Annotated in this window: 13 protein-coding genes and 1 riboswitch; of the genes, 6 read left to right on the forward strand and 7 right to left on the reverse strand. The window is 56.8% G+C overall.

Features of this window, described 5'->3' with window-relative positions; genetic code table 11:
* Position 1: 1 nt before the first annotated feature.
* The 5 genes from thiS to rsd form a co-directional block, all read right to left on the reverse strand.
* On the reverse strand, positions 2-202 hold the full coding sequence (gene thiS, locus JBO43_RS22405) for a sulfur carrier protein ThiS (RefSeq protein ID WP_103948309.1): 201 nt from the start codon (positions 200-202) through the stop codon (positions 2-4).
* On the reverse strand, positions 186-941 hold the full coding sequence (locus JBO43_RS22410; RefSeq protein WP_202675135.1) for a HesA/MoeB/ThiF family protein: 756 nt from the start codon (positions 939-941) through the stop codon (positions 186-188). Before JBO43_RS22410 ends, thiS begins: the two co-directional genes overlap by 17 nt.
* Complete coding sequence (gene thiE, locus JBO43_RS22415; RefSeq protein ID WP_095280290.1) at positions 934-1,569, reverse strand: thiamine phosphate synthase; 636 nt, start codon at positions 1,567-1,569, stop codon at positions 934-936. The genes JBO43_RS22410 and thiE overlap by 8 nt, the downstream gene beginning before the upstream one ends.
* Positions 1,569-3,464 carry a phosphomethylpyrimidine synthase ThiC gene (gene thiC, locus JBO43_RS22420; RefSeq protein ID WP_202675137.1) on the reverse strand — a complete coding sequence of 632 codons (1,896 nt, stop codon included), beginning with the start codon at positions 3,462-3,464 and terminating at the stop codon, positions 1,569-1,571. Before thiC ends, thiE begins: the two co-directional genes overlap by 1 nt.
* An 82-nt stretch (positions 3,465-3,546) precedes the next feature.
* Positions 3,547-3,658: riboswitch (TPP riboswitch) on the reverse strand.
* 178 nt (positions 3,659-3,836) lie between these two features.
* Positions 3,837-4,334: a sigma D regulator gene (gene rsd, locus JBO43_RS22425; protein ID WP_202675139.1), complete on the reverse strand. Its 498-nt coding sequence runs from the start codon at positions 4,332-4,334 to the stop codon at positions 3,837-3,839.
* A 97-nt stretch (positions 4,335-4,431) separates the two neighbouring features.
* On the opposite strand from rsd, the gene nudC reads away from it, so the two are divergent.
* From nudC to JBO43_RS22455, 6 genes are all read left to right on the forward strand, one after another.
* Positions 4,432-5,205, forward strand: a complete 774-nt coding sequence (gene nudC, locus JBO43_RS22430) for an NAD(+) diphosphatase (RefSeq protein WP_202675141.1) — start codon at positions 4,432-4,434, stop codon at positions 5,203-5,205.
* Between the two features lie 44 nt (positions 5,206-5,249).
* The gene (gene hemE, locus JBO43_RS22435; RefSeq protein ID WP_095280294.1) at positions 5,250-6,314 is read left to right on the forward strand and encodes a uroporphyrinogen decarboxylase; all 1,065 of its coding nucleotides are present in this window, start codon (positions 5,250-5,252) and stop codon (positions 6,312-6,314) included.
* A 9-nt stretch (positions 6,315-6,323) separates the two neighbouring features.
* A complete protein-coding gene (gene nfi, locus JBO43_RS22440) occupies positions 6,324-6,995 on the forward strand; it encodes a deoxyribonuclease V (RefSeq protein WP_095280295.1) in 672 nt (223 codons plus the stop codon).
* Positions 6,996-7,036: 41 nt separating this feature from the next.
* A complete protein-coding gene (locus JBO43_RS22445; protein WP_103950385.1) occupies positions 7,037-7,627 on the forward strand; it encodes a YjaG family protein in 591 nt (196 codons plus the stop codon).
* A gap of 186 nt (positions 7,628-7,813) precedes the next feature.
* Positions 7,814-8,086, forward strand: coding sequence for a nucleoid-associated protein HU-alpha (gene hupA / locus JBO43_RS22450; RefSeq protein WP_002445246.1), 273 nt, complete (start codon positions 7,814-7,816; stop codon positions 8,084-8,086).
* 12 nt (positions 8,087-8,098) lie between these two features.
* Positions 8,099-8,791, forward strand: coding sequence for a DUF1481 domain-containing protein (locus JBO43_RS22455; protein WP_202675142.1), 693 nt, complete (start codon positions 8,099-8,101; stop codon positions 8,789-8,791).
* Between the two features lie 90 nt (positions 8,792-8,881).
* On the opposite strand, the gene purD is transcribed toward JBO43_RS22455, so the two are convergent.
* Both purD and purH read right to left on the reverse strand, forming a co-directional pair.
* Positions 8,882-10,174, reverse strand: coding sequence for a phosphoribosylamine--glycine ligase (purD, locus tag JBO43_RS22460; RefSeq protein ID WP_202675144.1), 1,293 nt, complete (start codon positions 10,172-10,174; stop codon positions 8,882-8,884).
* A 14-nt stretch (positions 10,175-10,188) separates the two neighbouring features.
* Positions 10,189-11,778 (reverse strand): bifunctional phosphoribosylaminoimidazolecarboxamide formyltransferase/IMP cyclohydrolase, encoded by a 1,590-nt coding sequence (purH, locus tag JBO43_RS22465; protein ID WP_095280299.1) that lies wholly within the window; start codon positions 11,776-11,778, stop codon positions 10,189-10,191.
* Positions 11,779-12,061: the final 283 nt, after the last annotated feature.

The raw sequence follows: 12,061 nt of genomic DNA on the forward strand, positions 1-12,061 counted from the left end.
GTCAGCCTCCCGCGATGACCTGAAAAAGCAGGATCTGATCGCCGTCGCGCACCTGCTGAATGTCCCACTGCTCGCGCGGCAGGATCTGTTGGTTAAGGGCCAGCGCCGCGCCGGGTTTCAACTGGCGTAGCTGGTCGAGAAGCGTGGCGATGGTTAGCCCCTCGGCGCACTGCATCGGTTCATCGTTAAACAGAATCCGCATGATGCCCTCCGCATACGGTACAACCCGTTGCACGCTGGAGCGCCAGATATCGCCAGTTACCCGAGCGGCCATCGAACATGCGCAGTGTATTGCGCGGCGTCGCCATTCCGCTGAGCAGCTTTATGGCCTCCAGCGCCTGCAACGTTCCCATTACGCCAACCACCGGCCCGAGAATGCCTGCCGTGCGGCAGTTGCGCTGCGGCTCTTCGTCGTCCGGCCACAGGCAGCGGTAGCAGCCCTGCACCCACGGCGGCGTCAGCACCATCATCTGCCCGCCGAACCCAACGGCGCTGGCGGTGATGAGCGGCGTATTAAGTGCAACGCAGGCGGCGTTGATCGCCTGACGTGTTGCCATATTGTCGGTGCAATCCAGCACTACATCCGCGCGGGCAACCTCCTGACGCAGGGCTTCTCCTTCCAGCCGCTGTTGCACCGGGATAAGCTGAATTTCGGGGTTGAGCGCGTTCAGCCGTTGGATGGTGACCTGCGCTTTTGACGCGTTCACATCCTCGGCAGTGAACAGGATCTGCCGCTGCAGATTGCTCAGGTGGATATCGTCATCGTCGGCTAATACCAGCGTCCCGATGCCCGCTCCGGCCAGATACAGCGCAGCAGGCGCTCCGAGCCCGCCCAGCCCGACAATCAATACCCGGCTGTCGAGCAGCTTTTGTTGACCGTCGACGGCGATATCCTCCAGCAGGATCTGGCGGCTGTAGCGCATAAAGTCGCTGTCATTCATCGCCCGCTCCCGCCAGTTGCAACAGCTGCGCTGTGGCTGCCTGCCAGTCCGTCGCCTGGGTGATGGCGCTGACCACCGCGATACTGCCGACGCCGGTCTCCAGCACCGCCGGGGCGCGCTCCAGACTAATGCCGCCGATGGCAACGGTTGGGTAATCGCCCAGACGGGTGATGTGGCGTGCCAGTTGCGCCAGCCCCTGCGGGGCCGACGGCATCTGTTTGGTTTGGGTCGGAAAGACGTGACCGAGCGCGATATAGGAAGGTCGTGCGGCGAGCGCCACGTCGATCTCCATATCATCGTGAGTCGACACGCCCAGACGCAGACCGGCCTCGCGAATGGCGTTCAGATCGGCGGTTTCCAGATCCTCCTGACCCAGATGCACACCATACGCCTGGTGCTTAATCGCCAGTTGCCAGTAGTCGTTAATAAATAACCGGGCGTCAAAACGGCGCCCCAGTTCAATGGCGGCTGAAACATCACTCTCCACCTCTTCATCACGCTTGTCTTTGATACGTAACTGGAGCGTTTTGACGCCAGCCTTCAGCAGGCGCTCAATCCATTCCACGCTGTCGACAACCGGGTAAAGCCCTAAGCGCTGGGGCACGGTTGGGAAATTGGGCTGAACCATTACGCCTCCTCTTTTTTGAGGTAGATTTCGCCGCCTTTGGCGCGGAAGTTTTCTGACATATCGGCCATGCCCACTTCGATAACCTGCTTCGCAGCGTAATCGCGTACTTCCTGGCTGATTTTCATCGAGCAGAATTTTGGCCCGCACATGGAGCAGAAGTGCGCCACTTTGCCGGACTCCTGCGGCAGGGTTTCATCGTGATAGGCGCGCGCGGTGAACGGGTCGAGGGCCAGATTGAACTGGTCTTCCCAGCGGAATTCGAAGCGTGCTTTGGACATCGCGTTATCGCGGATCTGCGCGCCAGGGTGACCTTTGGCTAAATCGGCAGCATGGGCGGCGATTTTGTAGGTAATCAACCCCTGCTTCACGTCCTCTTTGTTCGGCAGGCCGAGGTGTTCTTTCGGGGTAACGTAGCAGAGCATCGCGCAGCCAAACCAGCCGATCATCGCCGCGCCGATACCGGAAGTGAAGTGGTCGTAACCCGGCGCAATATCGGTGGTCAGCGGCCCCAGGGTATAGAATGGTGCTTCGTGACAATGCTCCAGCTCTTCGGTCATGTTGCGACGGATCATTTGCATCGGCACGTGGCCCGGGCCTTCGATCATCACCTGTACGTCATATTCCCAGGCGATTTTGGTCAGCTCGCCCAGAGTGTGTAGCTCGGCAAACTGGGCTTCATCGTTGGCGTCGCGAATGGAACCCGGACGCAGGCCGTCGCCCAGCGACAGAGAGACATCGTACGCGGCGCAGATTTCGCAAATCTCACGGAAGTGTTCGTAGAGAAAGTTTTCCTGATGATGCGACAGGCACCATTTCGCCATAATCGAGCCGCCGCGCGACACAATCCCGGTCAGACGTTTAGCGGTCATCGGCACGTAACGCAGCAATACCCCGGCGTGGATGGTGAAGTAATCCACCCCCTGTTCCGCCTGTTCCAGAAGGGTGTCGCGGAAGGCTTCCCAGGTAAGATCTTCAGCGATCCCGTTGACTTTCTCCAGCGCCTGGTAGATCGGAACAGTGCCGATCGGCACCGGGCTGTTACGCAAGATCCACTCGCGAGTTTCGTGAATGTAGCGCCCGGTGGAGAGATCCATCACCGTGTCCGCGCCCCAGCGGGTGGACCACACCAGTTTTTCGACCTCTTCTTCGATGGAAGAGGTGACCGCGGAGTTACCGATGTTGGCGTTCACTTTCACCAGGAAGTTGCGGCCGATAATCATCGGCTCCGATTCCGGGTGGTTAATGTTGGCGGGGATAATCGCCCGTCCGGCGGCGACTTCGTCGCGCACAAATTCCGGGGTGATGTTCTCCGGCAGGCGAGCGCCAAAGCCTTCGCCAGGATGCTGGTGGCGTAGCACTTCGCTGCGGATGCGCTCGCGGCCCATGTTTTCGCGAATCGCTATGAACTCCATCTCCGGCGTCACGATACCTGAGCGGGCGTAGTGTAACTGAGTCACGCATTTGCCTGCTTTGGCACGTTTCGGCGTCAACAGACCGGTAAAGCGCAGCTCGTCCAGGCCATCGTCGGCCAGACGTTCTTTGGTGTATGCGGAGCTGCGGTCAGTCAGAGATTCGCTGTCCTGGCGCGCTTCGATCCACGGCTGGCGCAGTTTTGCCAGACCCTGCTGCACGTTGATGGCCACATCCGTATCGCCGTAAGGACCAGAGGTGTCGTAGACCGGCACCGCTTCGTTGTCTTCGAACTGGGGATTCTCTTTGCTGCCGCCGATGAGTGTCGGGCTGAGCTGGATTTCACGCATCGGCACGCGGATGTCGGCCTGCGAACCGGTGATGTAAATACGTTTGGAATTCGGGAAAGCGGTGCCTTCCAGGGTGTCGATGAAGTGTTGGGCTTGTGCGCGCTGTTCGCGGCGGGTCAGTTTAGTGGCAGACATAGCTCATTCCAAAAAAGTAAGGAGTGGCTTGTCAGACGACGGATGAAGCAAGAGATATGATCACCCTGATGGGTGATAAAACAGCTTTTTGACTCTTGTTCCCTTCGCAGGTATTAGCCTGATCAGGTTCCGCGGATCCCGAATTAACGGTCTCAGCCCGTACATTTCTGTACTGGGCACTCCGACAAGAAATTTACACTTTATCCTTCAAGCTGCCTCTTTGTTGGCTGCCTTCGCTCACCCAGGTTACTTACTGATGTAAGCTCCCTGGGATTCGCTCAGTTGCCGCCGCGATGCAGCAGGAATGATTTCGTGTAAAGCGCCTGCAGTGCAGACGCGGTATTTGTAAATTACTCGTTAACGCTTAAGAACTCAAGCCGGTCGCGCGATGTTGTCTTCGTTGCTGGCCTTCAGATTGCTGTCCAGCACCAGGGCGATGAGCTTGTCTTCCAGTGTAAATCGCACTTCCATCGCCTCGCCGAGATCGGAAAGAGCCTGCTGGAACTCCAGATAATTGTCCTGGTCGATGGCGTTTTCGAGCGTGGAGTCGTAATAGTCCATGATCTGCTGGGTATTGGCCTCCAGCAGCGGATAGAGTTTAGTCGCCGCTAAATACGGCGTCGTCCCTTCCATTTCGCGAATAATACGTTCATATAGATTAAAATGACCGTCGGAAAGGTAGTCGACCAGGCTTTGACAAAAATCATCCAGCGCTTTTTCATTCAACCGCATATACGATTCTTTGCCAGGCTTAATGCCAACCAGATTGTAGTAGGCAACAAGCAAATGTTTGCGCACGTGCAGCCAGCGATCGACCAGGTGATGACTTCCTCCAACGCGCTCTGTCAGGCTTTGTAGCTGGTTTAGCATGTTTGACTCCACAAGGTTAAGATGAAAAAGCTGGCCACCCAAAAATGTAAGAATATTGTTATCAACATGCCTGTGAAGCAAAGGTAGTGCAATAGATATGGATCGTATAATTGAAAAATTAGATCGCGGCTGGTGGATCGTCAGCCACGAACAAAAATTATGGTTGCCCGGCGGAGAATTACCTTACGGCGAGGCTGAAAATTTCGATCTTGCGGGGCAACAGGCGCTGAAGATCGGCGAATGGCAGGGCGATCCCGTGTGGTTGATCCAGCAGCATCGCCATCACGAGATGGGATCGGTTCGCCAGGTGCTGGATCTCGATGTCGGCCTGTTCCAGCTGGCCGGGCGCGGCGTACAGCTGGCCGAGTTTTTCCGATCGCACAAATATTGCGGCTACTGCGGGCACACCATGCACCGGAGTAAAACCGAGTGGGCGATGCTCTGCAACCACTGCCGTGAGCGCTACTATCCGCAAATCGCCCCGTGCATTATCGTCGCCATTCGTCGTGATGACTCCATTCTGCTGGCGCAACATACTCGCCATCGCAACGGCGTGCATACGGTGCTGGCCGGGTTTGTCGAAGTGGGCGAGACGCTTGAGCAGGCCGTGGCCCGCGAAGTGATGGAAGAGAGCAGCATCAAGGTGAAAAACCTGCGTTACGTCACCTCCCAGCCGTGGCCGTTCCCCATGTCTCTCATGACCGCGTTTATGGCGGATTATGACAGCGGCGAGATTGTGATCGACCAAAAAGAGCTGCTGGAAGCCAACTGGTATCGCTACGACGATTTACCGCTCCTCCCGCCGCCGGGAACCGTGGCGCGCCGACTGATAGAAGATACGGTGGCAATGTGTCGGGCCGACTATGAATGAATCACATGTTACACTGGCGGCATGACGCTTAAGGAACTGCAAAAATGACCGAACTGAAGAACGATCGTTATCTGCGTGCGCTGCTGCGCCAACCCGTTGATATCACCCCGGTGTGGATGATGCGCCAGGCGGGCCGGTATTTGCCGGAATACAAAGCCACGCGCGCCGAAGCGGGCGATTTTATGTCCCTGTGCAAAAACGCCGAGCTAGCCTGTGAAGTCACGCTGCAGCCGCTGCGCCGTTTCCCGCTCGACGCGGCGATCCTTTTTTCAGACATCCTGACCATCCCGGACGCGATGGGGCTGGGTCTCTACTTCGAAACCGGCGAAGGCCCGCGTTTTACTTCGCCAATTAAGAGCAAAGCCGACGTCGATAAGCTGCCGATCCCCGATCCTGAGCAGGAGCTGGGCTACGTGATGAACGCGGTGCGCACCATCCGCCGCGAACTGAAGGGCGAAGTGCCGCTGATTGGCTTCTCCGGCAGCCCGTGGACGCTGGCGACCTACATGGTGGAAGGCGGCAGCAGCAAAGCCTTCACGGTGATCAAAAAGATGATGTACGCCGAGCCGCTGGCACTGCATGCCCTGCTCGACAAACTGGCGAAGAGCGTCACCCTGTACCTGAACGCTCAGATCAAAGCGGGCGCGCAGTCGGTGATGATTTTCGATACCTGGGGCGGCGTGCTGACCGGTCGTGATTATCAGCAGTTCTCCCTGTACTACATGCATAAAATTGTCGATGGCCTGCTGCGTGAAAACGAAGGCCGTCGTGTGCCGGTGACGCTGTTCACCAAAGGCGGCGGGCAGTGGCTCGAAGCGCTGGCCGCGACCGGGTGTGATGCGCTGGGTCTCGACTGGACGACGGACATCGGCGATGCGCGTCGTCGCGTGGGTGACAAAGTGGCGCTGCAGGGCAATATGGACCCGTCCATGCTCTACGCGCAGCCTGCGCGTATTGAAGAAGAAGTGGCGACCATTCTGGCCGGATTCGGCAAGGGTGAAGGCCACGTCTTTAATCTCGGCCACGGCATCCACCAGGACGTTCCGCCAGAGCACGCGGGCGCGTTTGTGGAGGCAGTACACCGACTTTCTGCGCCTTATCACCAGTAGGGAGTGAGTATGGATCTCGCGTCGTTACGCGCCCAGCAAATCGAACTGGCCTCGTCGGTTTCCCGCGAGGATCGTTTTGACAAAGATCCTCCGGCGTTGATCGCCGGAGCCGATGTTGGATTTGAGCAGGGCGGGGAAGTGACGCGAGCCGCGATGGTGCTCTTAACCTGGCCTGCGCTGGAGCTGGTGGAGTACAAAGTGGCGCGTATCGCCACCACCATGCCTTACATTCCGGGCTTTCTCTCCTTTCGTGAATATCCCGCGCTGCTGGCAGCGTGGGAACAACTCTCGCAAAAACCCGATCTGCTGTTTGTCGACGGTCATGGGATTTCCCATCCGCGCCGCCTCGGTGTGGCCAGCCATTTTGGTCTGCTGGTGGATGTGCCGACGATCGGCGTGGCGAAAAAACGCCTGTGCGGCAAATTTGAGCCGCTCTCCGCCGAACCCGGCGCCCTGGCACCGCTGATGGATAAGGGCGAGCAGCTGGCGTGGGTCTGGCGCAGCAAAGCGCGTTGTAATCCGCTGTTTGTCGCGACGGGGCATCGTGTGAGCACCGACAGCGCGCTGGCATGGGTGCAGCGCTGTATGAAAGGCTACCGTCTACCGGAGCCGACGCGCTGGGCTGATGCAGTCGCTTCGGCGCGTCCGGCATTTGTTCGTTGGCAGGAAATTCAGCGTTGATTCAGGTAAACTGCGGCTAATTTCCGATTCGAGACATCATCATGTTACAAAACCCGATTCATCTGCGCCTTGAGAAGCTGGAAAGCTGGCAGCACGTCACCTTTATGGCCTGCCTGTGCGAGCGCATGTACCCCAACTATGCCACCTTCTGCAAGCAGACTGGATTTGGTGAAGGCCAGATTTATCGCCGTATTCTCGACCTGATTTGGGAAACGCTGACGGTCAAAGATGCCAAAGTGAATTTCGATTCTCAGCTCGAAAAGCTGGAAGAGGCGATCCCTGCTGCTGATGACTACGATCTGTATGGCGTCTATCCGGCAATCGACGCCTGCGTGGCGCTGAGCGAACTGCTTCACTCCCGTCTGAGCGGTGAAACTCTCGAGCACGCTATTGAAGTCAGTAAAGCTTCAATTACTACCGTGGCGATGCTGGAAATGACCCAGGAAGGTCGCGAAATGACCGATGAAGAGCTGCGTGCGAACCCGGCCGTTGAGCAGGAATGGGACATTCAGTGGGAAATATTCCGACTTTTGGCCGACTGCGAAGAACGCGATATTGAACTGATAAAAGGCCTGCGCGCGGACTTACGCGAGGCTGGCGAGAGTAATATTGGTATAATTTTTAACCAATGAGACAATAAAACGTGATTTAACGCCTGTTTTGTCGCACCTCGACTCTTCCCTTCTGCCCCCCGTCTGGTCTACATTTGGGGGGCGAAAAAAAGTGGCTATCGGTGCGTGTATGCAGGAGAGTGCTTTTTTGGCATTTTCGTCGCACTCGATGCTTAGCAAGCGATAAACACATTGAAAGGATAACTTATGAACAAGACTCAACTGATTGATGTAATTGCGGACAAGGCTGATCTGTCCAAGGTGCAGGCTAAAGCTGCTCTGGAATCCACCCTGGCTGCTATTACTGAGTCTCTGAAAGAAGGCGATGCTGTACAACTGGTTGGTTTCGGTACCTTCAAAGTGAACCACCGCGCTGAGCGTACTGGCCGCAACCCGCAGACCGGTAAAGAAATCAAAATCGCCGCTGCAAACGTGCCGGCATTTGTTTCTGGCAAAGCACTGAAAGACGCTGTTAAGTAAGACGGCGTGGCAGTGAACAGTTTTAACAAGGGGGCGGTTTCGCCCCTTTTGTTTTTCTGGCGTCGTTCGCTTGCGCTGGCAGGAGTCCTGCTGCTCTCTGCCTGTAGTCATGACTCCACCCTGCCACCCTTTACTGCCAGCGGATATGCTGACGATCAAGGCGCGGTGCGGGTCTGGCGTAAAGATTCCGGTGACGACGTTCACCTGCTCTCCGCATTCAGTCCGTGGCACAACGGCAACACGTCAACCGCCGAGTACCGCTGGCAAGGTGACACTCTGTCGCTGATTGAACTCAATATCTACAGTAAAACCCCCGAACATGTCCGAGTGCGTTTTGATGACCACGGCGAGCTGAGCTTTATGCAGCGCGAGATCAACGGCCAAAAACAGCAGCTCTCCAGCGATCAAATCGCCCTGTACCGTTATCGCGCCACTCAGGTACGACAGACCAGCGATGCACTGCGCCAGGGGCGTGTGGTGTTGCGTCAGGGGCGCTGGCATTCCGATGGCACTGTGACCACCTGCGAAGGGCAAACCGTGAAGCCTGATCTCGAAGCCTGGGCGACAGAACATATCGAACGCCGTCAGCGTCACTCATCGATGGAAGTGAGTATTGCCTGGCTTGAAGCGCCGGAAGGGTCGCAGCTGCTGCTGGTGGCGAACGAAGATTTCTGCACGTGGCAGCCGACGGAAAAGAATTTCTGATTTTGTGGGGAGATGCCGGATGGCGCTGACGCTCATCCGGCTTACGAACGATCCCCTCTTCCTGTGGAAGAGGGGAAGTAAACGACGTTCTTACTCGCCTTGCTCACGGGCAATGGCCCGATAGCCAATATCACTGCGGCTAAAGCTGCCGTCCCAGTGGATATCCTTCATCAGCGCGTAAGCGCGTTTCTGTGCTTCGGCAACGGTGTGACCCAGCGCGGTGGCGCACAGGACGCGGCCCCCGTTAGTTAACACGCGATCGTCGTCAGCCAGTTTGGTGCCTGCATGGAACACCTTCCCGCCGTCGACCTCTTCCAGCGGTAAACCGTGGATCTCATCGCCATTGTTATAGTTGCCCGGATAACCACCGGCAGCGATCACCACGCCCAGAGACGCGCGTTCATCCCACTCGGAGTTTTTCTCGTCCAGTTTGCCTTCGCAGGCGGCCAGGCACAGTTCGACCAGGTCGGATTTCATGCGCAGCATGATCGGCTGAGTTTCCGGGTCGCCGAAGCGGCAGTTGAACTCGATGACCTTCGGGTTGCCCTGCTTATCGATCATCAGCCCCGCATACAGGAAGCCGGTGTAGGTGTTGCCTTCTGCCGCCATGCCTTTCACGGTAGGCCAGATGATGCGATCCATCGTGCGCTGGTGGACTTCGTCAGTCACCACTGGCGCAGGGGAGTAAGCGCCCATTCCACCCGTGTTTGGACCGGTATCGCCATCGCCCACACGTTTGTGATCCTGGCTGGTGGCCATCGGCAGAACGTGCTCGCCATCGACCATCACGATAAAGCTCGCCTCTTCGCCGTCGAGGAACTCTTCGATGACGATGCGATGTCCCGCGTCGCCAAAGGCGTTACCTGCCAGCATATCCTGAACAGCGGCTTCCGCCTCTTCGAGCGTCATCGCGACGATAACCCCTTTACCGGCAGCCAGACCGTCAGCCTTGATAACAATCGGTGCGCCTTTCTCACGCAGATATGCCAGGGCTGGTTCTACTTCGGTGAAGTTCTGATATTCGCCGGTCGGGATTTTGTGGCGCGCGAGGAAATCTTTGGTGAAGGCTTTAGAGCCTTCGAGTTGCGCCGCACCCTCCGTTGGGCCGAAGATTTTCAGACCAGCGGCGCGGAAGGCATCCACCACGCCAATCACCAGCGGTGCTTCCGGGCCGACGATGGTCAGATCGATTTTCTCGTTCTGGGCAAAGCTCAGCAGCGCCGGAATATCGGTCACGCCGATAGCGACGTTTTGCAGGGCCGGTTCCAGTGCGGTACCGGCATTGCCCGGCGCTACAAAAACGGATTTCACCAGCGGTGACTGTGCTGCTTTCCACGCCAGGGCGTGTTCGCGCCCGCCGTTACCAATGACTAATACTTTCATTATCTGCTCCGGGATTAGTGGCGGAAGTGACGCATGTCGGTGAAGATCATCGCGATACCGTGTTCGTCGGCTGCGGCAATCACTTCGTCATCGCGGATTGAACCGCCTGGCTGGATAACACAGGTCACACCCACTGCCGCCGCGGCATCAATACCATCGCGGAACGGGAAGAAGGCGTCGGACGCCATTGCGGAGCCTTTCACTTCCAGCCCTTCATCGCCCGCTTTAATCCCGGCGATTTTCGCGGAGTAGACGCGGCTCATCTGGCCCGCACCAATGCCGATGGTCATGTTCTCTTTGGAATAAACAATGGCATTGGATTTGACGAATTTCGCCACTTTCCAGCAGAACAGCGCATCACGCAGCTCCTGCTCGGTCGGCTGGCGTTTGCTGACCACGCGCAGATCGCTTGCGGTCACCATGCCCAGATCGCGATCCTGAACCAGCAAGCCACCGTTGACACGTTTGAAATCGAGACCCGAAACGCGCTCAGCCCACTGGCCACAAACCAGCACACGGACGTTCTGCTTGGCGGCGGTTACCTTCAGGGCTTCTTCCGTAGCGGAAGGGGCAATAATCACTTCGACAAACTGGCGGGAGATAATCGCCTGTGCCGTTTCAGCATCCAGTTCACGGTTGAAAGCAATAATGCCGCCAAAAGCAGAGGTCGGGTCAGTCTTATATGCGCGATCGTATGCGTCCAGAATAGAGGTGCTAACCGCAACGCCACATGGGTTCGCGTGTTTGACGATTACGCAGGCTGGCTCGCTGAACTCTTTCACACATTCCAGCGCCGCGTCGGTATCGGCAATGTTGTTATAGGAAAGCGCTTTGCCCTGAACCTGTTGCGCGGTGGCAACGGAAGCTTCTTTAATCTCTTCTTCTATATAGAAGGCGGCGTTCTGATGGCTGTTCTCACCGTAACGCATATCCTGCTTCTTAATGAAGTTCAGATTCAGGGTGCGCGGGAAGCGGCCAGAAGGCTCTTTGCTCTCGCCGTGGTAGGCGGGAACAAGGCTGCCGAAGTAGTTGGCGATCATGCTGTCGTACGCGGCGGTGTGTTCGAAAGCTTTAATGGCGAGGTCGAAACGGGTTTCCAGCAGGAGAGAGCCGTCGTTGGCGTCCATCTCTTTAATAATGGTGTCGTAGTCGCTGCTCTTTACTACGATAGCCACATCTTTATGGTTCTTCGCGGCGGAGCGCACCATGGTTGGGCCGCCGATGTCGATGTTCTCGACCGCATCTTCAAGAGAGCAGTTTTCGCGAGCAACAGTTTGAGCAAACGGATACAGGTTAACGACAACCATATCGATTGGCGCGATCTCGTGTTGTTCCATAATACCGTCATCCTGACCGCGACGGCCCAGTATGCCGCCGTGAACTTTGGGATGCAGGGTTTTTACGCGTCCATCCATCATTTCCGGGAAACCGGTGTAATCGGACACTTCGGTCACAGGCAAACCTTTGTCTGCTAACAGGCGAGCGGTGCCGCCAGTGGACAGCAGCTCTACGCCGCGTGCAGAAAGTGCCTGAGCGAATTCAACGATACCGGCTTTATCAGAAACACTGAGCAGAGCGCGGCGGACTGGACGACGTTGTTGCATGGTAAATCCCCTGGATTTCACGATTACAGAGAGCGTTAGATCAATTTTCCTGTAAAAAACTCATCTAACACACCTGATGGGGCATCCTTGCCAGGCGCGTGCATTTTAACGAAAACGTTTGCGCATCGCTCGTTAATTTTCAAATTTTCGTCGTCTTGTGGATAAGTCTGTGTGCAAAAGGGTATAAGGCGGGGTTTTGCTGTGGAATGCAGCAGTCAGTCATTTTTCTGTCATTTAGCGGTTGCGGCCTGACGAGAACTCCCTATAATGCGCCTCCATCGAC

It is taken from the genome of Lelliottia jeotgali (assembly GCF_016771845.1).
In the GTDB taxonomy this organism is placed as follows: domain Bacteria; phylum Pseudomonadota; class Gammaproteobacteria; order Enterobacterales; family Enterobacteriaceae; genus Enterobacter; species Enterobacter jeotgali.